24 protein-coding genes are annotated in these 25,951 nt (G+C 36.6%); 15 read left to right on the top strand and 9 right to left on the bottom strand.

What is annotated here, in order from left to right:
- Window positions 1-142: 142 nt before the first annotated feature.
- Window positions 143-670 carry a hypothetical protein gene (locus Spiro2_RS06995; RefSeq protein ID WP_338634966.1) on the top strand — a complete coding sequence of 176 codons (528 nt, stop codon included), beginning with the start codon at window positions 143-145 and terminating at the stop codon, window positions 668-670.
- Window positions 671-673: 3 nt separating this feature from the next.
- On the opposite strand, the gene Spiro2_RS06990 is transcribed toward Spiro2_RS06995, so the two are convergent.
- On the bottom strand, window positions 674-1,468 hold the full coding sequence (locus Spiro2_RS06990) for an N-acetylmuramoyl-L-alanine amidase (protein ID WP_338634965.1): 795 nt from the start codon (window positions 1,466-1,468) through the stop codon (window positions 674-676).
- 173 nt (window positions 1,469-1,641) lie between these two features.
- Here Spiro2_RS06990 and Spiro2_RS06985 point away from each other — a divergent pair, with 173 nt between their 5' ends.
- Entirely contained in the window at window positions 1,642-2,535 is an 894-nt protein-coding gene (locus Spiro2_RS06985) for an IS982 family transposase (protein ID WP_338634920.1), read from the top strand.
- A 180-nt stretch (window positions 2,536-2,715) separates the two neighbouring features.
- On the opposite strand, the gene Spiro2_RS06980 is transcribed toward Spiro2_RS06985, so the two are convergent.
- Both Spiro2_RS06980 and Spiro2_RS06975 read right to left on the bottom strand, forming a co-directional pair.
- Window positions 2,716-3,744 carry a rod shape-determining protein gene (locus tag Spiro2_RS06980; RefSeq protein WP_148697668.1) on the bottom strand — a complete coding sequence of 343 codons (1,029 nt, stop codon included), beginning with the start codon at window positions 3,742-3,744 and terminating at the stop codon, window positions 2,716-2,718.
- A gap of 126 nt (window positions 3,745-3,870) precedes the next feature.
- On the bottom strand, window positions 3,871-4,848 hold the full coding sequence (locus Spiro2_RS06975; RefSeq protein WP_338634962.1) for a hypothetical protein: 978 nt from the start codon (window positions 4,846-4,848) through the stop codon (window positions 3,871-3,873).
- Between the two features lie 132 nt (window positions 4,849-4,980).
- Between Spiro2_RS06975 and aspA the strand changes: the two genes are divergently transcribed.
- Both aspA and Spiro2_RS06965 read left to right on the top strand, forming a co-directional pair.
- Window positions 4,981-6,831, top strand: a complete 1,851-nt coding sequence (gene aspA / locus Spiro2_RS06970; protein WP_338634960.1) for an aspartate ammonia-lyase — start codon at window positions 4,981-4,983, stop codon at window positions 6,829-6,831.
- Window positions 6,832-6,888: 57 nt separating this feature from the next.
- Window positions 6,889-8,268, top strand: a complete 1,380-nt coding sequence (locus tag Spiro2_RS06965; RefSeq protein WP_338634959.1) for a hypothetical protein — start codon at window positions 6,889-6,891, stop codon at window positions 8,266-8,268.
- Window positions 8,269-8,368: 100 nt separating this feature from the next.
- On the opposite strand, the gene Spiro2_RS06960 is transcribed toward Spiro2_RS06965, so the two are convergent.
- From Spiro2_RS06960 to Spiro2_RS06950, 3 genes are all read right to left on the bottom strand, one after another.
- Window positions 8,369-9,100 (bottom strand): cysteine peptidase family C39 domain-containing protein, encoded by a 732-nt coding sequence (locus Spiro2_RS06960; RefSeq protein WP_338634958.1) that lies wholly within the window; start codon window positions 9,098-9,100, stop codon window positions 8,369-8,371.
- Between the two features lie 268 nt (window positions 9,101-9,368).
- On the bottom strand, window positions 9,369-9,557 hold the full coding sequence (locus tag Spiro2_RS06955; RefSeq protein ID WP_338634957.1) for a hypothetical protein: 189 nt from the start codon (window positions 9,555-9,557) through the stop codon (window positions 9,369-9,371).
- Between the two features lie 24 nt (window positions 9,558-9,581).
- Entirely contained in the window at window positions 9,582-10,406 is an 825-nt protein-coding gene (locus tag Spiro2_RS06950; RefSeq protein ID WP_338634956.1) for a hypothetical protein, read from the bottom strand.
- A gap of 143 nt (window positions 10,407-10,549) precedes the next feature.
- Here Spiro2_RS06950 and Spiro2_RS06945 point away from each other — a divergent pair, with 143 nt between their 5' ends.
- Together Spiro2_RS06945 and Spiro2_RS06940 are read left to right on the top strand one after the other, a co-directional pair.
- On the top strand, window positions 10,550-10,831 hold the full coding sequence (locus tag Spiro2_RS06945; RefSeq protein WP_338634955.1) for a 2Fe-2S iron-sulfur cluster-binding protein: 282 nt from the start codon (window positions 10,550-10,552) through the stop codon (window positions 10,829-10,831).
- Between the two features lie 32 nt (window positions 10,832-10,863).
- Window positions 10,864-11,895 (top strand): hypothetical protein, encoded by a 1,032-nt coding sequence (locus tag Spiro2_RS06940; protein ID WP_338634954.1) that lies wholly within the window; start codon window positions 10,864-10,866, stop codon window positions 11,893-11,895.
- A 23-nt stretch (window positions 11,896-11,918) separates the two neighbouring features.
- On the opposite strand, the gene folE is transcribed toward Spiro2_RS06940, so the two are convergent.
- On the bottom strand, window positions 11,919-12,521 hold the full coding sequence (folE, locus tag Spiro2_RS06935; RefSeq protein WP_338634953.1) for a GTP cyclohydrolase I FolE: 603 nt from the start codon (window positions 12,519-12,521) through the stop codon (window positions 11,919-11,921).
- 12 nt (window positions 12,522-12,533) lie between these two features.
- Window positions 12,534-12,878: a YhbY family RNA-binding protein gene (locus Spiro2_RS06930; protein ID WP_338634952.1), complete on the bottom strand. Its 345-nt coding sequence runs from the start codon at window positions 12,876-12,878 to the stop codon at window positions 12,534-12,536.
- Between the two features lie 147 nt (window positions 12,879-13,025).
- On the opposite strand from Spiro2_RS06930, the gene Spiro2_RS06925 reads away from it, so the two are divergent.
- From Spiro2_RS06925 to cheB, 6 genes are read left to right on the top strand one after another with little or no spacing between them, the layout of a single operon-like run.
- Entirely contained in the window at window positions 13,026-13,394 is a 369-nt protein-coding gene (locus Spiro2_RS06925) for a response regulator (protein ID WP_338634951.1), read from the top strand.
- Between the two features lie 21 nt (window positions 13,395-13,415).
- The gene (locus Spiro2_RS06920) at window positions 13,416-13,985 is read left to right on the top strand and encodes a chemotaxis protein CheW (RefSeq protein ID WP_338634950.1); all 570 of its coding nucleotides are present in this window, start codon (window positions 13,416-13,418) and stop codon (window positions 13,983-13,985) included.
- A gap of 17 nt (window positions 13,986-14,002) precedes the next feature.
- Entirely contained in the window at window positions 14,003-14,311 is a 309-nt protein-coding gene (locus Spiro2_RS06915; RefSeq protein ID WP_338634949.1) for an STAS domain-containing protein, read from the top strand.
- 57 nt (window positions 14,312-14,368) lie between these two features.
- A complete protein-coding gene (locus Spiro2_RS06910; protein ID WP_338634947.1) occupies window positions 14,369-16,606 on the top strand; it encodes a chemotaxis protein CheA in 2,238 nt (745 codons plus the stop codon).
- 34 nt (window positions 16,607-16,640) lie between these two features.
- Window positions 16,641-17,717, top strand: coding sequence for a chemotaxis protein (locus Spiro2_RS06905; protein ID WP_338634946.1), 1,077 nt, complete (start codon window positions 16,641-16,643; stop codon window positions 17,715-17,717).
- A 17-nt stretch (window positions 17,718-17,734) separates the two neighbouring features.
- Window positions 17,735-18,763 carry a chemotaxis-specific protein-glutamate methyltransferase CheB gene (cheB, locus tag Spiro2_RS06900; protein ID WP_338634945.1) on the top strand — a complete coding sequence of 343 codons (1,029 nt, stop codon included), beginning with the start codon at window positions 17,735-17,737 and terminating at the stop codon, window positions 18,761-18,763.
- On the opposite strand, the gene Spiro2_RS06895 is transcribed toward cheB, so the two are convergent.
- Complete coding sequence (locus tag Spiro2_RS06895) at window positions 18,760-20,841, bottom strand: hypothetical protein (protein WP_338634944.1); 2,082 nt, start codon at window positions 20,839-20,841, stop codon at window positions 18,760-18,762. The genes cheB and Spiro2_RS06895 overlap by 4 nt on opposite strands.
- 150 nt (window positions 20,842-20,991) lie before the next feature.
- Between Spiro2_RS06895 and lspA the strand changes: the two genes are divergently transcribed.
- The 3 genes from lspA to Spiro2_RS06880 all read left to right on the top strand — a co-directional run bounded on the left by lspA (window position 20,992) and on the right by Spiro2_RS06880 (window position 25,707).
- The gene (gene lspA / locus Spiro2_RS06890; protein ID WP_338634943.1) at window positions 20,992-21,636 is read left to right on the top strand and encodes a signal peptidase II; all 645 of its coding nucleotides are present in this window, start codon (window positions 20,992-20,994) and stop codon (window positions 21,634-21,636) included.
- A 64-nt stretch (window positions 21,637-21,700) separates the two neighbouring features.
- Window positions 21,701-24,190, top strand: a complete 2,490-nt coding sequence (locus Spiro2_RS06885; protein ID WP_338634942.1) for an ATP-dependent Clp protease ATP-binding subunit — start codon at window positions 21,701-21,703, stop codon at window positions 24,188-24,190.
- Window positions 24,191-24,207: 17 nt separating this feature from the next.
- Complete coding sequence (locus Spiro2_RS06880) at window positions 24,208-25,707, top strand: carboxypeptidase M32 (protein ID WP_338634941.1); 1,500 nt, start codon at window positions 24,208-24,210, stop codon at window positions 25,705-25,707.
- Window positions 25,708-25,951: the final 244 nt, after the last annotated feature.

Here is a 25,951-nt window from a genome sequence, read left to right as displayed (position 1 = left end):
GGTTTATATTATTGATGGGATACGTGGGTTAAATTTTTTAATTATTATGAATTTGCATTTTAAGAGTTTTTATAAAGATAATAATTTAAAATCACAGCAATACTCATTGTCTACAATGCAAAATTAAAAGGAAAAATTTTTTATGTATTTTTTTAATATTAAAAAACTAAAAAAAGATATTATTGAGGAAAAGTTAACGGAGATAGAAAGGTGTAAGTATTTATTTATGTCGGTTCTATTGTATTCTTCTGTAAATTTTATACCTATCAATGAAATTGATAGGAATTACACAGATGTTATTAAAGAAATTTATTTTTATATTCATGAAATTTTATTATTTACTATGATTTATATTTTATTTAAAAAATACAAAAGTAAAGATTTTTTAGGAAAATTTTTAAGCTTGAATTTTGTACTAGGTATTAGATTTTTATTTTTTATTTTTTTATTTTTTGTGTTTTTAATGATATTATTTGCTATTATGAATAAATTAAAAATTTTATCCTTGCCGCATGATTTTAATATCGAAAATGAAATTTTTTTTAAAGTTCCATTTTCTTTCTTCTTACTTCTCTACAACTACCGCCTTTACATCCATTTAAAAGAAGTTGTGATGTTAGAAAATAATAAAAACGCATCATCACTAAATTTAACGACAGAGCCATCTTAATTTTTAACTGATTAAGGTTGTTTGTTTGTATTTTTGAATTAAGGCACATAAAATTTTGTAGCATTCTAAATCCATTTCTTGGGTTATTGCTTGTGGCCTAAAGTGCATTTGAAAAGCGTTTAATACGGCTAATGTTTGGGCGTCTTTTTTATTTGTGATTTTAATTTTGTAACCATATTCTTGCAATTTTTGTTGCCATTGCGCCACATTTTTAGGTTCTGTGATATTGGATAATAATTCTTTTATTTCTTCTTCATCAACCCAGGCACCAATGCCATATTTTGCAAGTTTTTGCCAAGGAAACAGCAACCCCGGGTCAAACTTACGACCAGGGGCAACATCCGCGTGCCCCAGTACATGTTGCGGTAGAATATTATGGCGTTGAATAATATTATGGCATAATAATATCAGAGTTTCTATTTGTTCTTCGGAATACGGAAACCAGGTTGTTTTTTTAGTTTCGTTATTGTAGATAAATCCCAAATTGACAATTTCAATTCCTATTGATGTGTTATTTAAATTTAGTTTATTATCCCATGCACTCACACCAGCATGCCAAGCGCGTTTGTTTTCTTCAACCAGCTGATACACAATTCTTTTATTGTTTATCTTTAGTTCAGGCACAAGATAATGGCTACTCACTTTTCCTTTTTGGGTCAGGGCATTGAGCGCAATTTGTAAGGGTGCAGCGGTATAGTGTAGAATTAAAAATTGAATTGGTTCAAGCGAGCGTTCATTAAAGTTTTCCGAAGGGTATTGCGTATTAATGGTATATTTTTCTTGTACTTGCGATGGCATTTTTTTATCCATTTTTTTATAAATGCGTGTGTAACGAAATTGTATATTTAATTTTATAATTTTGTAAATAATAATGCCAGTTAATAGTTGAGAAAGTTATTGTGAGGCTTGAAGAAATAGCTCCAATTTGTTAAATAATTTTTGCACAAACAAAATTAACAAAGGAGCTACCAATGGACTGGCAGAGCCAACTCATCACTGTATACCTTACTACCTGCGATTTCTTTTCTCAACTCTCTCCAACCTCTTTTTTAAAAATTAGTCCAAACTCAAATCCCTCGTTCACAGACCAAGAAGTCACCACTATTTACATCTTTGGAGTTTTAATGAAACAAAAAAATATAAAAGCTATTTTTAACTTCACTAAAAATTTTATTCCAAACTGGTTTCCTCACTTGCCTTCTTATGAAGGATTTTTGTCAAGACTTAATAGCTTAAGTAAACTCTTTCCTGAACTTGCAAACTTTATTTTAAAAAATAATAAATTTAAAATCCCTAAAACAAAATCCAAACCTTTTATTCTTATTGACTCTTTACCTATTATACTCACAACTGGTTTTCGGGCGCACAAGTGCAATACTGCAAACGATATTTCTGCTATTGGCTATTGCTCTTCAAAAGATAAATTTTACTATGGGTTAAAACTTCATCTCGCTGCTTTGTTTCAAAATAAAAAACTTGCCGCACCTATTGATTTTAAAATCACACCCGCCGCAACTCACGACTTAACTGCTGTTAAGAATGATCTTTTAAACTTCAAACATTCGCAAATCTTTGCCGATCGTGCTTACTGTGACAAATCAACTAAAAAAAACTTGAATCAAATAAACTCTAAATTACACACACCAATTAAACTCTCTCGGAATAAAAAAACTCTTTCTAGTGATGAGAAAGTTTATTCTAAATCTGTTAGCTCTATTCGGCAGTCCATTGAAATCCTTTTTAACTGGTTAATTGAATCCAGCGGTATTCAAATCGCATCAAAAGTTCGATCGACTAAAGGCCTTATCGTCCATGTTTTCGGACGATTTTCTGCCTGCCTGTTTAACTACTTATTCAAATTCTAATTGATTTTTCTCAACTATTAATTGGCATTAATAGGTTTTTTATGATTTACGATAAATAATTGATATATAACGAAAAAGAGATAAACCAATCACTAAACTATAGTTAGTATATTAAGAATTTAGAAAGAGGCAACCCCAATTTTAATTTAAAGTTATTTTACATTTATAAAGTTTTTTGAGTTAGAAAGTCACTTCTCTTAATAATTCGGGATTATCCAAAACCCTGCCTGATCCTAATACTACAGCAGTCAATGGGTTTTCGGCTACCACAATTGGCAAGCCTGTTTCTTCGCGCAACAATACGTCGAGGTTACGAATCAATGCCCCTCCTCCTACGAGCACAATTCCTTTGTCAACAATATCTGCAGCCAGCTCTGGTGGCGTTTTTTCGAGCGCTAAACGCACTGCTTCGACAATAGCATTGACAGGTTCTTGCATTGCTTCACGAATTTCTTCGCTCGTGACTTCGATGGTTTTAGGAATACCCGCCACAAGATCTCGCCCTTTTACTTGCATGGTGCGAATTTCTTCTTCTGGATACGCCGAGCCAATGGCAATTTTAATTTGCTCTGCGGTGCGTTCGCCGATGAGTACATTGAAGCGGCGTTTGAGATAGTTGACAATGGATTCATCCATTTTATCGCCGCCTACACGAACGCTTTTTGAATACACAATACCAAGTAGCGAAATGACAGCAACTTCGGTTGTGCCGCCACCAATATCCACAATCATGTTGCCGCTTGCCTCATGAATAGGAAGATCGGCACCAATAGAGGCTGCCATAGGTTCTTCGATAAGGTAAACAGAAGAGCATCCTGCAGACTCCGCAGACTCCCGTACAGCCCGTTTTTCTACTTCTGTGATGCCATATGGAATACAAATCACAGCGCGTGGTCGCACTAAAGAACGGTGATTGTGTGCAACTCCGATAAAATAACTCAGCATTTTTTCTGTAAGCTCAAAATCAGCAATCACACCGTCTTTCATAGGACGGACAGCTTCAATTGTACCAGGAGTTCTGCCAAGCATTTCTTTTGCAGCCCTTCCCACAGCTTTTACAGTACGCAATCCCCGAGAGTCCCTTTGAACGGCAACGACTGAAGGTTCATTGGCGACAATTCCTCTGTTTTTAACATAGACCAACGTGTTAGCAGTTCCTAAATCAATAGCCAAATCGTGTGAAAGAAGCCTAAAAAACCAGTCGAACATGAATCCTCCCTTGGGGGAAATGGAGAGAATGAACAGTTTAAAGTACATTCAAAGTTTCATTAATGATATATAAGAAAGGTATCATTTTGAGAACGTCGATTCTATCAAAATTACCTAATTTCTTTTCTATTGAAAAGAATACTGAATAGTACGATTTGTGCCTACTACCTGAATGGCGACAACCTCTGTAAACATATTATGTGTAAAATGCGGAGGAACATTCATTGGAAAAACTTTTGTGATCACTTCCTCAATCATTTTATCAACTGGAGTGAAATCTATCAGAGGTGCTCTTTTGTGTGATAAATTTTCAAATTTTTTAAGGGTTCCATCTCCTTGAATATAAAGTTTATAGTACACCACATCTCCCGGTCTTAACACAGTAGTTGGAGGTAACCATCTCTCTTTTGCATTCCAGATTCCACTAAATCGTTCCTTAAATTCTAAACTGAACTGAAATAGCCGCAGATCTTTTACAGAATATCGATTAGAAATCTTTGGTGTCATTCTTGGTGCAAGGTCATCGCCGACTATAGGAACGTCTCCACTGTCACCTACAATTTGTGGATGTTTTAAGGATTCTTTACGTAGCTTGTCAATGTAGGAAGGACTACTAGAAGGGAGAAAGTCTTCTATGCCATGGACTTCTTTTTTTTGTGATGATTTTGGAATAGAGACAATTTTTTTGTTTGTTGTTTTTTGAGGGTGTTGATCTAATAATAAAGGATCGCGTTCTGGTTTTTGGGAAGGCGAAAAAAGAGATTCTGGAATTAATACGCTGCTTTGAGAGTTGGGATTAAGGTCCGTTAAAACCCCTCCTGTTCGGTTTTGTGGTATGTGTGTGTCTTTGGGGGCGCTTTTTTTGTTGAGTTGGCCTGAGTTTGCAAGGGAGCGAGAAGGCTGCAACTGAATGTGAACTGGGTCTTTATTTTTAGATGTCATCGTGCTTTTATTGTTTAAGTTTACGACTCCAAAAAAGTATATAAAAAGAAAAAAGCAAATTGCATGACAAGCAGCTGAAATTAATATTATTATAAATATTTTGTTTGAATTTTTTAAATAAACCCAATTTAAATAAAATATTTTATCTTCTTTAAAAATCAAATAAGTTTATCCTCGTAAGAAGTTTTTGTTAAAGCCATGTGTTTGCAGTTGCTTTCCAAATACACTCTCATTGTCACCGAAGTAAATTAGGTGTAACACACAAAGAAGTCCATATCTGGAGGAATTATTGTCATGGATCTCGCTTCTTTTCCACAATTCTCTGTTTTTTCTAACTTGTCTGAACATGAAATGAAGACCCTTGTTCCTTATTTAGAAAATGTCACCTACTCTAAGGGAGATGTTCTCTATTCACCAGGACTTGTTCGTGATAAGCTTCGTCTAATTCTCAAAGGGCGCATTGAAGTTTCTGCAGAAACCTTTGAATTTGAAGAGCCCACCACAATTTATGGCCCTGGTCAATTTGTTGGAGAAGCTTCTTTACTTAAAGAAGGTACTCTGCACAAAGCAAAAGCTGTAGCTCTCACATCGGTTGAAATGGCAATTTTCACTCGGCAAAATTTTTTAAAACTTATGCGCGAGCATCAAGAAATTTCTTGCAAAATTCAAATGAATATTGGTTCTTTTGTTTTTGGTAAGTTATCTCGTGGAGCAGGTGGACATACAAGTGTGCATTATACGGGCTACGACTCTGGTAAAAACAGACTTGAGCATGATCTCCTAGGCGATAGAGAGGTTCCCAATGAAGCCTATTACGGTGTTCAAACCCTGCGCGCTCTCGAAAATTTTTCAATAACGGGTGTTGTTTTGCGTGATTTTCCAATGTTTATTAGAGCACTGGCGCAAGTTAAAAAAGCGGCTGCATTGGCAAACAGTGAATTGGGCGTATTAAACAAAGAAATATCTGATTATATTGTGATGGCTTGTGATGAAATCATTGCTGGGCATTGGCATGATCAATTTTTAGTCGACATGATTCAAGGTGGAGCCGGAACGTCTACCAATATGAATGCAAATGAAGTGATTGCAAACCGTGCATTAGAGCTATGGGGCAAAAATCGCGGCGAATACCAATTTATTCATCCAAATAATCACGTTAATCTTGGCCAGTCTACAAATGATGCATACCCTACAGCAATTCGCTTGGCTGCTTTGCAATCTGTGCCTGCGTTAATTGAGTCTCTTGAAGAATTGTGCATGGCTCTTAGAGAAAAAGGCAAAGAATTTTCTGATGTTATAAAAATGGGGCGTACACAGCTGCAAGATGCTGTTCCTATGACTTTGGGGCAAGAATTTGAAGCATTTGCTGTAATGTTGAGCGAAGACATTGAAAGATTGCGCGAAGGGGCGAAACTATTTTTAGAATTGAGTATTGGCGGTACTGCTATTGGTACAGGAATCAATTCGCACCCTAAATACGCTGGCACTGCAATTCAAAAGATTCAGCTTATAACAGGACTTCCTGTTGTTTCGTCGCCAAACCTCATTGAAGCAACACCCGATACTGGGGCTTTTGTGATGTTTTCAGGCATTTTAAAACGATTAGCGGTTAAACTTAGCAAAACAAGCAACGATCTCCGTTTGTTGTCAAGTGGTTCACGTTGCGGCTTTGGAGATATTAATCTTCCTCCAATGCAGCCCGGTTCCAGTATTATGCCAGGAAAAGTAAATCCAGTTATTCCAGAAGTTGTTAACCAGGTTGCATTTCAAGTGATTGGCAATGATTTGTCTGTTACGATGGCTTCAGAAGGCGGACAGCTCCAGTTAAATGCGTTTGAACCTGTGATGGTTTTTAATATTTTTCAGAGCGTGAATATGCTCAATAGAGCAATGCGAACCCTCACTCGTTTGTGCATCAAAGGAATAACAGCCAATCGCGAAGCTTGTCGTAGAGCCGTTGAACATAGTATTGGCCTTGTTACAGCATTAAACCCACTCATTGGCTATGAGAATTCCACAATGATTGCCAAAGAAGCTCTAGAATCTGGGGAAAGTGTGTTTCAGCTTGTTTTAAAACATAAATTGTTAACCCGAGAACAATTAGAAGAAGCGCTAAAACCAGAAAACATGCTCTCTGCCCACTAAAGTTTTTTTTTGTTTCTTCCGAATTTTCTTAGGATATTTATTTTCCGAGGTTTATTCATGGAAATTGAAAACGACTTTGAAGTGGTGTTTGAAAAAGGTGTCAGCACCCTAAGAGGACATCTTGTAGATTCTACAGAGTTTGACTCTGTTATTGACACGTTTTCAAAATCTAAAGAAATTAGTTTTGCTGGTTTGTACTCAGTCAGCTGGCTTGGTCTCCAAAAACTGTATGATTGTTTTTTAAAGCTAAATAATCCACTTCAATTATCTCAAATTCCACCCCATATTTATCGTATTTTGTTGTTACTGCCAGGTTTTGGTAAAAAAATTGGGATTAAAAGTTTTCAAGTAGAAATATTTAATACTAAAAATGACAGAAAAAAAATATCAATGACTTTAAACAAACTGGCAGATCTTGGCAAAGCGCAAGGCTGTTTTGTAAAATTACAAGATGGCTATCAAATTGTTGGATCATTAAATCATTTGTGTCGCCCGTTTTTTGAAGATCCAAGCATGCCCAAAAGAAATTATGCAAGCAAATGGTGTCTGCAAAACGAAGAATTGTGTTCGTTTTTGTATGATTATGCGTGCTTTACCCGTGTGGTATTAGAAATTTGTTCATTAGCGCAAGAATCAACATCAAGACTCATTGAAGAATCGTTACAAAATATTTGTACACGAATTTCTAATTTAGAATTTTCGGTTAAAACAATTGCGCCAAATTTTTCAGATTACAAATCACGAACACTTATGGCAATGCTACCACATATTCATGATATTTCGATTTCTGTAGTCAATGGGATTAATTTAAGTAGTACAACTTTTGAAGCAGTGGTCAATACTTTTGAAGCATTATTTCAAAATGAACGAGTTGGTTCTAAAGAAATATTCGATCAAATGAGGCATTTTATAAGTTTTTCTGATCAACTTTTACCTATTGCCAAAGGTTTAGAAGATGTTGGAGTCGAATTAGGAGGAAATACTCTAAAATATGGAGAATTTACCACACTTTTAAAAACATTTAGCTCCTTTAATGGTGCATCATTATCAGAGAAAACAATGATTTCAATGCGACGAAAATTAAAAATGGATACGCATATTCATTTAACATGGCAGGAAACTTTAAAAGATATTAATGCAGAGTTTAAATATATCGAACAAGATTTGAATCGCTGTATTATTGCTTTGCAAGGTTATGACTTAGTAAGACAAGTATTGGAACATAGACTTACAGAGATTAATATATTTAAAAATTTTTTGGATTCCGTGCAAAATAAAAAAATGCATTTAAATGAATTAAAACAAAAAATAATATTACAAATTGTCGATAGATTGGTCACAGATCAGGAAAAATATACATACTCATTTTTCTTTCCAAATTCTGCGAGTGTTAAAAATGATACTGTTGTATTAAATAGTACTCCAGTGTTTTTTTAAAACACTGGGAGCAAAATGAGTTCTTACTGAATCCGCAACTCTTTCTTTTTTTCTTTCATGCTAGCTTTAAGACTTTGGAGCATTTAAAAAAATTCTAGTTCTAAACTAATATTGATTTTATAAGATTAGTAGATTTTAATAATGGAATTGGTTTTGGTTTATCACAATAAAATAAATTACAAATTATTTCATTTTCACGAGATGGGTAAAGTTTATTTAAACTCTTATTTGGCAGAAACATAAATGTATTGTCATTAAAAACTTTAAAGAAATTATTATAATGTAAAAATTGATCAGCGCCATACCAAGGGTCATGTAGTAACAAGGTATTGTTTTCTATACCTTTAACGACAACAAAATGCGCTACTCGGCCATTGAAAATATTAATTGTTATAATAAGAGGTCCTAGGTGATATAATGAGTATGCAACCCAAGAACTAAAATCTTTTACATTATTTTTTATTTGATTTGGTAAAAACATTGATTTAATTTCCATTTTATTCATATCTTCATCAGTGGTACCTTTAAAAAAGCCTCTTTTTTTAGAAATAAAATCATTGATTGACCTTAGTTGTTTTGAAAATTCAAAATTTGATTTAAAATGCAGCATTTGAAATGAAACTAACATTTTAACACTTGTCTCTCCGCATGTATTTATTTGATCTTGAAAGAAAAAAGGACAATCTAAGTTAATAAAAGGTGGAAATTTTTTTGGATAATTTGTAAGAGTAATCGGGAAATCAGCGAATTTTTTTCCGCTTAACTTACAGACATCAGTTTTAAAAATCTGTTTGTTTGAATGCCATCCAAACGTTCCCTTAAAAAGTTTCATAATTTATCACCTTTGAAATTTTCTGAAAGCAAATAGATTACCAAAAACAATTTATGTTATATCAGTAAATTTTAATTTTATAAATGATTTCTATTTAAATAAGTATTTAGTGAAATAAACCTGTTGTATAATCAGTTTTAGATCTGTTTAAATAATTAAATTATCTTTGAAAATTTAACAATCATGTCAAATAAAGCATAATTAAAAAATAGTAAAAAATAGCCTGATATTTTTGTTTATTTAAATGCTTTAAATAAACAAAAATAAATTACTTACCCAACAATTCTTTTTTTATTATAAGAATAACCTGATTAAATTTTAGTAAAATATTTTTATCTTGAATATCAGATAATTTTTCTGCAACCTCAATTTCTTGAGAAAGATTTTCTAAAAATCGAATAGAGGCATGAATGTCATGCAATTTTTTTTTGTTTTTGCTAGTGTCTTTTTTATTCATTTTTTTGCCTTTAAAAAAGTTTAACTACACAGTGTCCATAAGTGGATGTTCTTCAAAGTGTGTTTCAACTTCCATTTTGGTAAAAAACTTTTCATTACAAACAGAACAGCGATATTGAGCATTATCTCGAATAAAAGGTTTTTGATCTGGCTTTCGATATAAAATAGGTTTTGCATCTTCATCGGGTTTGGGTTTGAGATCTGCTTCGTGATCGACAGGCTCTCCGCTGGAAGCGGTTGGAGGTTCTCCCGAAGAACTTTCTGATTCATTACTATTTGAGTCTACTGAAGGTTCTTGTGCCATCATCAAATCCGACTCAATATCTGCATGGTTTTCTGAGTCGTTATCGATAGCTGGCAAAGAAGGGGTCGGTTCTGCCACAATTTTTGGTGGTGGGGCTTTAAACAACTTTTGATTTCGAGGAGCGTTTCCCAGTACTGCAGAACGGGTTACCATGCCATCGCGTCGTGTTTTTTCGTTCCCTTCAGCGAGTTTTGAGCATAAAGAGTACAAGTGCTTGCCAAGTGATTGGGGAAAGCGAGAGGCTCTTAAATCACGAAGCATACAATGTGCTGTATCTGATTGATTTGTATAATTTTTTCCGCAGAGTAAGCATAAAAATGTTTGCGTATTGTTTTTTGTTGCAATAACGGGCAGAGAATTGATTCCGAGCGCATTGCTTGTAAGACATTTCCAAGCATCAGCGGCATTAGTGTATTTGCGACCACATAGTCCACAAATAAAGCATCCAGGCCCTTTCAGAACTCTACACAGACGCTTCATTGGAGAATGCTGTATACCTGGGGGCTTTAGGTAAGACATAATATGTTTTGGTATTTTCATAGTCATGGCAATTCACCACATAAATGGAAATATATTCCATTCCTCTATCGGTAAAATTGGTTTAAAAGTAAATATTGCTATCAATCTGGAACTCAGATAGGACAGTCCCTGTTGGCTTATTAAGGGCTTAAAAAGAAGGAATTGTTGTTATGCCAGTACTTACGGTAAAAACAGATAAAAAAAACATAACTGTAGAAAAAGATTCTTTAATTATTGATATTTGTGAAACTGAAGAAACTAGCATTTTGTTTGGATGTCGCGATGGTGCTTGCGGGGCTTGTATGATAAAGGTTCTCGAGCATCCAGAAAATTTGAGTCCAATGCAAGACCACGAAAAAGATTTTCTTGAAACAATGGCAGCTCGAGAAGATGAACGCTTGGCGTGTCAGTGCAAGGTGTTGGGTGATGTCACAATTGAAGTTTCTGAATAACGCTAATTTTTTTGAATATAAGGCGCAATTTAATGCGTAAAGTCTATCATATTGAATTTGAAAAATATCATGGTGCAGGGAACGATTTCTTATTTATCAACTATAATTCAGTAAAATCAGTTAGAAATATTGAAAATTTAAAAAATCTCGCCCGTGTTTTGTGTAATCGTCGTAATGGTGTTGGTGCAGATGGTGTTGTGTTATTTGATTTTGAAAAAAAACCACGACGGCCACGTTCTAAAAAAATACCAGACAGTGAAATTACCAAATTGTTAATTTTTAATTCTGATGGCAGTTTAGCGGCAACGTGCGGCAATGCGTTGCGTTGTTTGGGGCTAAAATTGCTGTTTGAAAAAAAATGGAATGGAAAAAGCCAGTTACAAATTATGCGGCTTGTTCCTAAATTTTTAAAACATAACAAAGTCAGAAGTCAGTTAACGCAGGATGAACACTTTATTTTGCAAGATCGAGAACCTTTTGCTAGTTTAATTCAAGGTGTTTTTAAAGTAAAAAGTTCTTTTGTTGATGTGAGTGTGGCAATGGGAAATCCTGTTGATGTAAAAGCAACCCCTTTGCAAGCAGATGCAAACACTGGCGCATTGGCTGTTGCTGCCAATGCGCCAGTGTTTGTTTCTTTAGCAAATCCACATTGGGTATTTATTTCTTCAGCATTTCAAAATTTTTCAAAAAAAGATTTTGTAGAATTTGGTAAGCTTGCCCAAACACAGTTGCGAAATTCTACGCAACAAGAATCTATGCCCATGGCAAATATAGGGATGCTTGTTCCGCAGCAGCAAAATAAAGAAAGTTGGGATTTGGTTGTTTATGAACGTGGTGCTGGTTTAACGGCTTGTTGTGGTTCTGGAGCTGTTGCAGCCCGAGTTGCATTAGAATTTTTAAACTTAATTCCCCAAGAAAAAGAAAAAACTTATTTTAAAATGCCTGGTGGTTTGGTTGCTGTTTCTAGAACTACTTTTACCTCTGCTACTGACAAACAACGCATTTTGTCGCTGGCGCAAAAAACATTTACAGGAATTATCAGTATTACATCTCCATTTTTATAAAAAAGTGATTGCGCAAATTAAAATTATTTAGAGATTAAAGACATAAACTCGTTACGTGACGCTAACGAGTCTCGAAATTGTCCTAGCATGGCGCTGGTAATCATCGTTGAATTTTGTTTGCGCACTCCCCGGACACACATGCAACTGTGTACACCTTCAAATACCACGGCAACACCCAATGGCTTTAGATAGTGTTCTATAGCTTGAGCAACCTGTTGCGTTAATCGTTCTTGAACTTGTAAGCGGTGTGCATACAGATCAACAACGCGAGCAAGTTTAGAAAGACCTACAATTTTTCCATTGCTTGGCAAATAGGCAACGTGTGCAACTCCAGAAAAGCTCAACAGATGATGTTCGCAAAGAGATGTAAATTCAATGTTTTTTAATAAAACCATTTCATCAGAATCAGAGTCAAATGTTGTCGATAATATACTTTTTGCTGTTAATTGATAACCATTACTCATTTCAAGTAATGCACGACAAAAACGATCGGGGGTATCAGTCAGTCCTTCTCGATTGGGATTTTCTCCTATGTAGTGCAATAAGGTCCGAACGGCCTCTGTGGCCTGTTGTGCAGACACATTATTCGAATCGACTGCTTTTTTAGAAGTTGCATTTGCGGTCATTGCACTTATTCCTTATAAATTTTTTAGAATAATTTTTGCTTCTTTAGGCTCTTTTTCAAGATAAAGTATAATTGTTCTCCCAATTCGACCTACAATATGCGAATGGGTTGGCAGTTTATCATTTAATTCTTGTTGTTCTTGTTGTTTTGAATCGGCGTCTGAATTTCCTGGAAGTTTTATTTTAATCAGCTCATGTTTAGTAAGCGCGGAAATGACCTCTTGAATAACAGCTTCAGAAAAACCTTGACCTCCAATTTGCACAATGGGTTTGAGGTGGTGGGCACGTCCTTTAAGTTTTGCCCGTTGCTCACTTGTCAACTCATTACTGAAAATATGGGCTTTTTTTTCTGTTCTCATAGTGATGCGAACTCCTTCAACGTCATAAAAAAGATACCTTGCACTAAAAATTGCCGAGAAGCCATATTTTTGCAGCATTGATTCTATCTCATTGCTAAATATGTCGAAAAACTTGTCGATAACTGGTCTGCAACAGGGAGGATGGCAATGGCCAAGAAAATACTCATCGTTGATGACTCTCGTACCATTCGGCAGCAGGTTGGTTTTACCTTGTCTAAAGAAGGCTTTGAAGTTGTAGAGGCAGAAGACGGTCAAGATGGAATCAATAAGCTTCAAGCAACGCCTGATATCAGTATGATCATTTCAGACGTAAACATGCCAAATATGGACGGACTCGCAATGATTGAAGCCATCCGAAAAATAGAACAGTTTAAATTTATCCCTATTATCATGCTGACAACAGAAAGCAGTGGCGACAAGGTTGAGCGTGCTAAAAAAGCAGGGGCGAGTGGATGGTTGGTGAAGCCATTTAATCCTGAACAGTTGGTAGGGGCCGTTAAAAAGCTAGCGAGATAAATTGAGAAAGGGTTTAGAAATATGTCTGGTAATGATGCCGCTCAAAAAGGTGGAAAAGGTGGTGCTAAACTCGACGCCCTTTATAAATTAAAGCATGACACATCTGGTATTCGCAAAAGAATTGCTCCAAAAATTGAAACTTATAAACTCATTGGTTTTAAACTGAATGAAGAAGAATTTGTAATTGAAATAGAACGGGTAAAAGAAATTGTTAAAGTTCCTCTTGTCACACGTGTCTCCAAAGCACCGCATTTTGTTGAAGGTGTGGTAAATTTGCGCGGCGATATTTTGCAAGTTGTTAATTTTCATAAAATTATGGGACTTGAAAATCCGCCTATTTCTGAACGCAGTCGAATTATTGTGTTAGACGATAAAAATGTGTTGGCTGCGATTATTGTTGATTCTGTAAGTGAAGTGATTGAAGTAGAAAAAGAAGCAGTTCAACAAACGCCAGATATTGTTGCAGGCGAACGTTCTAAGTTTTTAAAAGGCATTATCAAACCACACAGACACAGAAATATTTTGTGGCTTGATTGTGGTGCCATTTATTCTGAATTTAGTGCACAAAATGAAAAATCTTCAACGCCCTAGTAAAGGACAAAGATGATATGTCGATTGTGATTTATGAAAATAAAACATTTAAACTTTCTGGTAAACTCACTATTTATAAAGTATCAGAATTAAAAAATAAATTATTAGAAGCTTATAATGGTGAGTCAGCAAAAGAGAGCGTTTTTTTTCTAGATCTTTCAGCAGTCGAAAGTGTTGATGCCGCTGTTTTGCAACTTATATTTTCACTTAAATTAACAATTCAAAAAGGAAAAGGAGAATTAAAGGTTAAGAAAAGTTGTCCAACCTTTGATTCGTTGTTTGAGGTATTTGGTATGCCTGCTGATACGTTCCCACATGCAGTTTAATGCGCATGTGTGTAGCAACGTAAGCGAAAAGGATTTCAAGAGATGAGGTGATACGCTGTGGCCTATAATGAAGAACAGATGCAAGAAATATTCTTTCAAGAGATGCGAGAAGTATTCGAGCATATCGATAGCTGCATTCTTGTTTTAGAAAAAACACCTGGCGATCTTGAAATTATTAAAAATCTCTTTCGTGAAGTTCATACATTAAAAGGGTCGAGTGGGGTTTTTGGATTACGAGAAATTGCAGACTTAACCCACCATGCCGAAGACCTTCTCGATCGCATGCGCGAAGGCAAGCTTGAACCAACCGAAGACGTATTTTCTGCACTACTCCGTTGTTTTGATAGACTAAAAGAAATGATGGATGGTGCACAAAAGAAACAAAATTTAGCAACGTTTGATAACAGTGACATTGTACGTCAATTATGCGATTTTAAAGAAATTTCGAGCGAACAGTTGCAAGAGAAAGTGGCCAGCGGTGAGGTGGCACCTATTCCAGTCCCTGAGAATGTCAAACCAGGAGAATGTCCATTTCATGTTTCTATTACTGGTGCGGATCAGTTCTTTTTAACAGGAATAGATCCTACAACGTTGGTGTTGAACTGTCGTGATATTTCTTCTGGTACGTTTTCTTTATTTACAAACACTTCTAGAATTCCACTATTAACAGAAATTGAACCAGAGCGTTGTTACTTTGAATTTACATTTAATTTTGTGTCGATGGCAGAATTTAAAACCGTTCAGGATATTTTTGAATTTGCAATTGGTTCTAGTAACGTCAAAATAGAAATGGATGGTTTGGGTGGAAAACCCCAAGCGAAAGAAGAACCCACAAAAGCAGCGGCACCAGCGGCGCATGCAGAAAAAAAACCTGCAGCCCCTCAAGCGGCACCTGCAGCCGCGCAAGCAAAACCAGCAACTCCTGCTGCTGGAGCAGCAAAACCGGGAGCTGCACCTGCAGCAGCCGCTAAGCAAGATCCTGCACATGGATCAAACGACGCCAATGATTTTGTGCGCCTTAAAAAAGAAAAACTAGATCAATTGATGAATTTAGTTGGGGAACTCATTACAGTAAAAAACTTATTTGTGCATTTGGCAAATAAACTTGAAGAAGTGTTACCAGAAAATGAAATTACCAAAGGGTTTAAAGAAGGCACAGGACATGTCACGAGACTCTCTGCGCGCTTGCAAGAAAGTGTGATGAATGCTCGTATGGTGCCAGTGGGTTCTGTGTTTACCAAATACACACGACTTGTGCGCGATGTGGCTAAGAAACTTAATAAAAAAGTAAACTTAGTGGTAGAAGGCGAAGAAACTGAGCTCGATAAAACAGTGAGTGAAGCGATTTCTGACCCAATTATGCACTTAATTCGTAACTCGATTGATCACGGTATCGAAAATCCTGAAGTTCGTAAAGAAAGAGGCAAGTCTGATACCGGAACATTGTTACTTAAAGCTGGTTATGAAGGCAATAACGTTAAGCTTGTAATTAGAGATGATGGCAATGGGATTGACTTGGATCGCGTTAAAAACAAAGCAATTACCCTTGGCATTGTGACTCAAGAACAAGCCGATATGCTGAGTAAAAAAGATATTATTGAATTTATTTTTCATAGCGGTTTTTCAACTGCCGCAGAAATTACAGATGTAAGTGGTCGTGGCGTTGGAATGGATGTTGTGCGTAACAACATTAGAAAATCAAGTGGGTCAATTTTTGTTGACACAAATGCAGGCCAGGGTACTGAATTTAAAATTATTTTGCCTCTGAGTCTTGCAGTTATTGAAGCACTTTTAATTGGTGTTGATGGCGAAACCTATGCATTGCCGCAAGAAGTCATTACAGAAACTGTGCGTGCAGAGAGAAAAGATGTTGTTAATCTTAACAACCAGCCAAGCATAAATTTGCGAGGCGAAGTGATTCCATTATTGCGGTTAAATGAAGTTGTTCATTTAAGACCTTCTATTCTTGATAATTTTATTCAGCAAGAGAAAAAACGTCTCAATCAGGGAGAAGAAGAAGCTTCAGACTCGCAAGCAAATTCAAAAGATAAAGATGATGGCCTAACAAATCCTGTTGTTATTGTTCAAATTGATGGCCTTAAGGTTGGAATATTAGTGGATGTTCTTTATTGGCAAGAACAAATAATGATTAAACCATTGGGCGGGTTTTTGGCTAATATTCCTATATTTACAGGTGCTTGTATTATGGGTAACGGTTCTGTTGTGCTCGTTTTAGAGCCAAAAGAGCTTTATTATGCAGCATGTCATGACGATGATAAGAAGACGGCGGCATAATGCTCATGTTTAGAGCCGTATAGGAGAAGGTTCCATGGCAATTTACATAGCCAAAAGCAAAAAAGAAGAACGAATGCTCCAAATAGGGAGTAACAAGTTTGAGCTTGTTGACTTTCGGTTAAAAGATTATCCCGAAGGGGCTGATATGTTGCACCCAGATGCCTATGAAGGGATTTATGGGATCAATATTGCGAAGGTAAGAGAAATTAATAAAATTAGTAAGTTTACTAAAATGCCAAACACTCACGAGTGTATTGAAGGTTTACTCGAGCTCCGCGAAGAGGCAATTCCAATTGTCAATTTAGCAAAATATCTCGGCTATAAAAATTACGCATTGCGTCCCACTGACAACGTGATTATTTGTGAATTTAATGGACTTGTGACAGGTTTTGTTGTGCATCAAGCCATGAAAATTCGTCGTATTTCCTGGGAAGCAATTTTGCCACCAACCCGTCTAATTGGACGTGAAGGAGGGTGTGTAACAGGAATGCACAAACTGGTTAAAGGGCCTGATAACGAGCGCGATTTGATGCTTCTGATTCTCGACTTCGAAAAAATTGTGGCTGAAATCAACGGTGAAACAGATGCGCTAAACAAATTCTCAGCCGACAAACAAAGCAATAAAATTACAGGAAATACCGACGATTCTCGCACAATTTTGGTGGTCGATGACAGTTCCACTGCAAGAACCCAAGTCGAACTTTTCTTAACTCAGCACGGCTATAAAGTGATTACGGCAACAGATGGTGAAGAAGGTCTCTTTACGCTCAATGCATTGTTCGATCAAGCAAAGCAAGAAGACAAAGACATTACAGACTTGGTTCAAGTGGTGATTTCTGATGTGGAAATGCCAAGAATGGACGGTCATGCCTTTACCCAATCATTAAAGAAAGATCCTAAATTTAACGGACTTCCAGTCATTATGCATACCTCTCTTTCTGGGCGGGCAAACCAAGATGCAGGCAAATCGCTGGCAGATGAATATGTTGTAAAATTTAATGGAGAAGCGTTGCTTGCCACAGTAAATCGAATTTGGCGAAAATTAATGGATAAAAAAGAATCAAATCGGACAAGCGAATTGAGCGATTCTGATGAAGATTTGGCATCTTAAAAAAATGGAGACCGTTTATGGCTATCAATGTGTTAATTGTCGATGACTCTCCAACAGTATGTGCCATGCTTTCACAAATGATCAAAGCGGCTGGTTTTAATGTTGTAGGTATTGGGAAGTCTGCAGAAGAAGGTCTAGACCTTGCAGCGAAACTCAAACCCGATGTCATTACACTTGATATTGAAATGCCAGGTAAAAGTGGTTTGCAAGCCTTGCCATTAATGCAAAAGGCGTGTGATGCGGCTATTATAATGTGTTCTACACTAACCAATCAAGCAGCATCCGCAACATTGCAGTCGCTAGAAAAAGGTGCATTTGACTATATCCCTAAAACAGAAATTGGGAAGTCTTTTACACCAGACATGCTAAAAGAAAGAATTTCTAGCGCTTATACGTATGTTACAAACAAAAGAAAAGGCGATACGGCCTACAAACCCAGTGTGCCAGTCACTTCGCTTCCCCATCAAAATTTAAAAGCAATTGTGATTGGGGTATCAACAGGGGGGCCTGCTGCGTTGCATAAGCTTTTTCAAGCGTTGCCTGTTATGCCTGTGCCAATTATTGTTGTGCAACATATGCCAGCAGCTTTTGTGGCATCACTTGCTGAGCGTATAGCGCAACAAAGCAAACACAAAACCTGCGTAGGAAAAGAAGATTATACCCTTAATCCTGGAGAAATTTGCTTTGCTCCAGGAGACACTCATTTGCTTGTAAAAAAGATGGGCAGTCGGCTTTATTGTGGCTTAAGTGAAGAACCTAAAAACATTTTACATCGTCCATCGGCTGATGTGCTTTTTCAGTCTGCTGCAGAAGTGCTTGGGAAAGAGCTCCTTGCTGTTATTTTAACAGGAATGGGTCGGGATGGCGCTGATGGAGGCAAAACTGTGCGATTACGTGGCGGCATGGTACTTGCAGAAAGCAAAAGTTCTTGTGTGGTGTATGGCATGCCTAAAGCGGCTATAGAGGCAAGAACCGCAAATTTTGAGTTTGATTTGCAAGATATGGCTGCAGCAATAGCAAAAATTGCAACAGGTAAAGTTTCTTAGTTTGTAAACCATTCTTCCCATGTTTTTCCGCCATGTTTATCATTTAAGGCGGGAATTATTTTTTCGCTCGATAATTGGGGAAGAGACGATTTGACTGATTCATCCAATACAAACACAAATCCACTGCCGCCAAAAGAAAAATCAAGGCGGCTTTGTAATAACTCTTCTGAAGAAAGTTTTGTAAAATTAAATACATGAGTTGTTTTTCCAGAAAAGATGGTTTTACTGGGGTCGAGTCCTAAATTTTTAACAATCACTGAGGTGTACAACAATTGATTTTCATGAATAAATTGTGGGTTGATGTTTTCGGTTTTGTATCTGTCATTGAAGTTTTTTTCTAAAATAAGCTGAAATTCATGAATCCAGTTGACAACTTGATTTGGGGAGCGTCCAGACATAAAAAGACAAATTGGGGTTAAACATCCTCTCCCAAACCACAAGCTACAGAGTTTGGCTACGTCTTCTGTAGAATGTTGCAAACTCACTTTTAAGCTGTTTTTAACATCACCTTGTGGGATCAGTTGTAGATTAGAGGATTGAAACAATTTTTGAAATGTTGCAATTGTTGTATCAGTGCCAAAAACAATCACTTTATCAAACTCATGAAACTCTTTAGTTAGAGATCGTGTTTTTTCTACAATAATGTTGGTTGGGAGTAAGTAAGGACTGAGTTTTTCTGCAAGATCCCAAATTTTTAACCGAATTTTAGCAGATAGGGGATCGTCGGATCGCAATGATGGCAATTTTATATGCACACTCTTTGCTCCTAATCGTGATGCAATGCGGGCTGGGTAAAGCCAGGTAATTGGAATGTTTGCAGAAGCGATAATAAGAATATTTTTATCACTCAATAAATTTGGGTTGTGTATTTGAATATCATTCCATGAATTTAGAGATTCTGCCAGATCAGACCAACAGTTTGGTGTCCAAATTGCAGGATTGAGTGTTTCAATAAAATCATGAATTTCTTGCGGAGAAGAGAATTGTTTTTGTATTTGCGAAGAATTAGGTAATGAGCTATTGTTGTTTTCGTTGTTACTGTCCATATCTAAAAAGAAAAAAGACTCTTTTACATTAAGACTACACCCCTTCAAAGTGGCATCTGGCGAACGGCCTTTAAGATTAAAAATTCTTTCTTCTTGATTAACAATACATGCGATATCTTCGGTTATAATTGTAGGCCATGATTCCATGTTAATCGAATCAAAAAAAGCCAGAAAACCATATTCACCTTCTCGTAAAGCTCGGCGCTCGCGCAAGTTGATTGCAAAAGGTGTGAGGGTTTTATTGCAGATAAATGTGCCGTCATGAATTTTTTTTGTTGACCAAGCTTGTGATGCCAATTCACACATTCCATATTCTGATAAAAATAAAAATTCTTTTGGATTGCCGTAGGCTTGTTGAAATGTGTGCAGTGTTTCGTCTAAGGTAAAAGTTTGTGTTCGGCCTTTTGTGCCGCCGGTGTCTATTAAAGCCAATGATTTTCCTTTAAAAAGATCTGTGATGTTTTGTTTTTTTGCATGTTCGGCAACAAGAAGATGATGAAAGGTTGTGCCAAAAATAATGGCGTTTTTTTGAAATTGCGGTTTGAGTAACATTTGCACAATATTATCTGGCTTGTTTTCGACATCACAGTAATCAACTAAAAAACCTCCAGTTTGTAACATATCAATCATGGCTGCAAGAGAGCTTTTGTTCCAAACTGCTTTTGGTGGAATTAAACTGATAATTGGAGTGTCTTTTTTTATATTGTGATGATTTAAAAAATTTTCAAATCCTATTCGAGAATTGTCTGCATACAGTTCGAGTCTCTCTTCTGTGAAAATGTGCCGCGCTTGAATGGCATTTGTGCTTCCGCTTGAGAGAAATACAGTTTTTTTAGAGGTGTTTTTTTCATCAAGAAAGAGGTTAAAATCTCGAAAACATCGAATAGGTAAAAAAGGGATACTGCTTTGTATATCAGGAAAGGGCAAATAAATGTCTGTAAAAAAATTGCCAAGCTTTGGGTTTGCAGCAATCAGGTTTTGCTTTTGTTTTAGCATTTTTGTGAGTACGTCAGTTGACAAAATTTCTTTCATATTGAACCTACTTATCATTATGTTGTTTATAATTATGAGTGATTTTTAAAAACTCATTTTATGTGTTGTACTCTATTTTTGTTCAGCTTGCTTAAAAAGCTGATATGATTTAATTCTATGCGTGTTTGTTTTTTTTTTAAAGGGTCGTAAATGCAAAAGTCTTCATTGGAGGAGTCTCCAAAAGTTAATCATACCAAACAAGTAAAACTTGCTTTTTTAGGTTATTTTTTTATATTTATTGGTATTGTACTTCTTGATTTATTAACAAAATTTTGGGCAGAAAAGTCTTATTTAACTCACTTTTCTTTAGTAGATATCAAAGTTTACAATTATGTTTCCGATTTTATTTTTAGAATAGGCTCTTCGACAAATTGGATTGAGTTTGAAACAACTTATTTGCGAAATACGGGTGCTGCATGGGGATTTTTAGGAAATTTGCCTGAAAATATTCGCCCTTATCTTTTTTATGTGATTACTGTCGTCGCAATGATTATTATTTTCATCTTTTTTTTAAAAACACCTTCTAAACAGATTCTTTCTCGTTTAGCGATTCTCTTTATTTTTTCTGGCGCAGCAGGTAATTTTTTAGATAGAGTAATGTTACATTATGTAATAGACTGGATTCATTTTAAATGGAGTCTCTTTGGATGGGATTATGATTATCCTGTTTTTAATATCGCAGATAGTGTTGTAACCTTTGGCGCAATATTACTTGTTATTGATACTGTAAAAGAAGACATTAAAATTCGTAAAGCAAATAAAATTCGTAAAGCGAGAAAAAGTTCAAAGTCTTGACAAATGTTATTTTTGGAAAATGTTACTTTATAACTCTGTTCATTAACATGGAGACTTAAGCAACATGGCTCAACAATTTCTAAAAAACTCTACCCATCGTGTCAATGAAATATTTCAATCAGGAATTACTGAAGCACTGAATGCCCAAGTTAAAATGTTAATTCCTGAGTTTTTATTGTTTGCACTCATTGAGCAAAAAGATTCTATTGCACTAAAAATTGCTGACGAATGCAAACTTGATGAGGTGCTTGTAAAAACCACGATTATTAATAGTATTTATGACAGCATCAATCAATTGCAAAAAAAACAAGATACAAATTATTCGCATTCACGAGATCCAACAGGCATGTATGGATCTCCAGAAGTTGCTTTTTTATTAGAGCGCGCCGATCTTGAGCGTAAAAATTTTGGAGATGCGTATATTAGTACAGGAACGTTATTTCTGGCTTTTTTTGATTCTCGCCTAGGGTCTCGCGAAATATTAACCCGTTCTGGCATGAACTATGAAGAATCTAAAAAAGCATTATTAAATATACGCGGTAATCATCGGGTCACAAATCGTGATGATGAGGCAAAGCAAAGTGCTTTGTCGCAGTTTACTCGAGATATTACGGCAATAGCGCGTCGGGGTGAGCTTGATCCGGTGTCGGCTCGCGAAGAGGAAATTGAGCGTGTGATTCAAGTGCTGTCGCGTCGCAAAAAAAATAATCCTGTTTTGATTGGCGAACCTGGGGTTGGCAAAACTGTTATTATTGAAGGACTTGCGCAACGCATTGTCGATCTTGAAGTTCCGGATCATTTGGTTGGCAAGCGCGTTTTGAGCCTCGAAATGGCGGATCTGGTTGCGGGCAGTAAAATGCATGGCGAATTTGAAGAACGCTTAAAAGCTGTTAAAGAAGAAATTATTGATTTAGAAGGACAAGTTATACTTTTTATTGATGAAATTCATACTGTTGTGGGCGCAGGGCGCACATCTGGTTCGCTTGATGCCTCAAATATATTAAAAAGTTCATTGGCAACAGGACAATTACAATGTGTTGGGGCAACAACTTTTAAAGAATATAAGCAATACATCGAAAGTGATCGTGCGTTAGAGCGACGTTTTCAACCAATTCGCGTGGATGAGCCTTCGGTTGCCAATGCAAAAGTAATATTAAAATCAATTGCGGTTAAGTACGAAAAACACCATCAAATTAAGTATAGTCCAGAAAGCTTGGATGCCGCAGTTGAACTGAGTAAAAAATATATTTTTAGTAGAAGTTTGCCAGATAAAGCAATCGATCTCATCGACGAAGCAGGCGCCTTAAAACGCATTAAAGTTGTGAGTATTCCTCCTGAAATTCAAAAACTCGAACAAGAGCGCGCAAAAAAAGACTTAGAGCGCAATGATTTTTTTAATCGACAAGATTTTGCAATGGTTGCCAACGTGCAAATGGAGCTACTGGCTTTAGAAAATAAAATTGCAGAAAGAAGAAAACATTGGGAATCAGAAATGAAACAAGAAGATCGTGTGGTCACTGCCGAAGACATTGCAGAACTTGTTTCAAAAATTACTGGCATTCCGGTAAAACGACTGCAAGCCGAAGAACTCGAAAAATTGGCACATATTGAAGCAGAGTTGGCAAAGCGCCTTATTGGACAAAAGCTGGCTATTGTGGCAGTGGCAAACGCCCTTCGCCGCAATCGAATAGGACTTCGAGAACGCAAAGCGCCCATTGGTAGTTTTTTCTTTTTAGGACCAACAGGTGTTGGCAAAACAGAGTTGGCAAAAGCATTAGCCGAGTATGTTTTAAATGATGAACAGCGATTGTTACGTTTTGATATGACAGAATTTATGGAGCGCCATGAAACTTCAAAGCTGATTGGTTCGCCACCTGGTTATGTTGGTTATGGCGAAGGCGGCCAGTTAACAGAAAAAATCAAGCGCAACCCTTATAGTGTTTTGCTGTTTGATGAGGTTGAAAAGGCGCACCCTGATGTCTTTAATTTGTTTTTACAAATTCTGGATGATGGCCATCTCACTGATGCAGAAGGGCAAAAAGTGAGTTTTGAAAATACCCTGATTATTTTTACAAGCAATATTGGCAGCGAATATATTAGCTCAAACAAACGTTCCGTAGGTCTTGGCGGCATGGACAAAGACCTCTCGCATGACGAGGTGTCAGACCTTGTGCTAGGTGAATTGAAAAAAACATTCAAACCCGAATTTTTAAATAGACTCGATGAAATTATTGTATTTGAAAAACTAAACCCCGAAGACATCCGCAAAATTTTAGATCTAAACTTGCAGCACTTAGTGCAAAAAGTAAAAGTACAAGGTTTGGATTTAAAAATAACTGAGGATGCGCGTAAATTTTTAGCAGATCGTGGCTTTAGTCCATTAAATGGAGCAAGGCCGTTGCGTCGGTTACTTGAAGCAGAAGTTGAAAACCGTATTGCGCAAGAAATTATTGTGAAAGGAAAAAATAAAAAGACAGGCTTGGTCAATGGTTCTGTATTAAATATTGATCTCGTTAAAGAACCTCAATTACAAATTAAAGTTACAATTTCTTAGAAAGCAAAGTATTAATAATGAATCATGCACAGCTATTTGCGCAATTAAATAATTTAATAACAGAAATAGAAAATATTAACGCGGCATCCGCTGTTTTGTCTTGGGATCAGCATACGTATATGCCTGCTCAAGGGGCTCTAGGGCGCGGACGGCAACTTGCTACGTTAGGCAAAATTGCGCACGAAAAATTAACCCATCCACAAATAGGAAAGCTGCTGGAGGCGTTGCAAACATTTGAGGAATCTATTCCTTATTCTTCGTTTGAAGCGTCATTTTTACGCAATGTAAGATGGCGTTATCTGCGTTTGGTAAAAGTTCCAGGCTCATTTATTGAAGAACTTCTTACGCATCAATCCTCAAGTTTTGCTGCTTGGGTCGAAGCAAAAAAAGAGAAAAACTTTTCAATTGTGCAACCTTTTCTTGAAAAAACTTTAGAGCTATCAAGAAAATATGCAGGATTTTTTGATTATCAACATATTGCCGATCCGCTTATTGATATGAGTGATCACGGTTTTTCTGCACAAATCATTCAAGAAGTTTTTGCTGCTCTAAAAAAAGAGCTTGTTCCTTTTGTCAAAGATGTTGCGCAGAGATCTATCCAAAACGATTCGTGTTTACGCCAAGTTTTTCCGGTTCCGTTGCAAGAACAATTTTGTCAAAAAATGATACAATTGATAGGTTTTGATTTTACCAGAGGACGTCTTGATACCACGCATCATCCATTTATGACTTCGTTTGCGCATGGCGATGTGCGCATTACAACCCGTTATCAAGAAAAATTTCTTGCTGAAAGTTTATTTAGTACCATTCATGAAATGGGTCATGCGTTCTATGAAATGGGAAATGATATTGCACTGGATGGTTCGCCTTTATTTGGCGGAACGTCAAGTGGAGTCCATGAAAGCCAGTCGCGTTTATGGGAAAATATTGTAGGACGAAGCTATGAGTTTTGGGAGTATTTTTATCCTTTACTGCAAAGTACCTTCGCGCAGCAGCTTAAAAACGTGCCGTTAAATGAATTTTATGTTGCAATCAATCGGGTTTCACAATCTCTTATCCGCACAGATGCCGATGAGCTTTATTATAATCTTCATGTGATGATCCGTTTTGAGTTAGAACTTGATATGCTTGAGGGACGAGTAAAAATTAAAGATCTTCCAGAAGCCTGGAACGCGGCCTATGCTCGCGATTTGGGTGTGGTTCCCCCAGATGACGCCCTTGGGTGCATGCAGGATATTCATTGGTATGATGGTTTGATTGGTGGCCAATTTCAGGGCTATACCCTAGGAAATATCATGAGTGCCCAGTTTTTTGCGGCTGCAGAGCGCAGTGAGCCCAATATTTGGGGGGGTATTAAAAAAGGCAATTTTAAACCAGTACAAAGCTGGCTACAACAAAATCTTTACCAATATGGCAAAAAGTTCTCAAGCCTTGAGGTGTTAAAAAAGGCAACGGGAGATTCTCTGTTTATTGAGCCGTATATGCAATATCTTAGAAAAAAATTTCCCATCAAATAATTGACACCTCTCCCTCTTGATTCCTAGTTTATAAATTTGTAATCCAGTCGAAAAAGCAATCAGCACATCGTTGCTCATGAAGAAGTGATCCCCAAGGAAGGGGAAAAAGGAAACCTCATTTTGGAATTCAGCGTTAAAATCTGCTGATTGCCTATGGATGGGTTGAAACTCCAAGGAAGGAGTTGTGGTTGCGACTTCTTCTTTGAGTGATGCTGTGCTTTTTTTGATTTGAGTTGCTTTTATG

It is taken from the genome of Spirobacillus cienkowskii (assembly GCF_037081835.1).
In the GTDB taxonomy this organism is placed as follows: domain Bacteria; phylum Bdellovibrionota_B; class Oligoflexia; order Silvanigrellales; family Silvanigrellaceae; genus Silvanigrella; species Silvanigrella cienkowskii.
The sequence above is the reverse complement of the archived record's forward strand: the minus strand, read 5'-3'. Positions and strand labels throughout refer to the sequence as shown.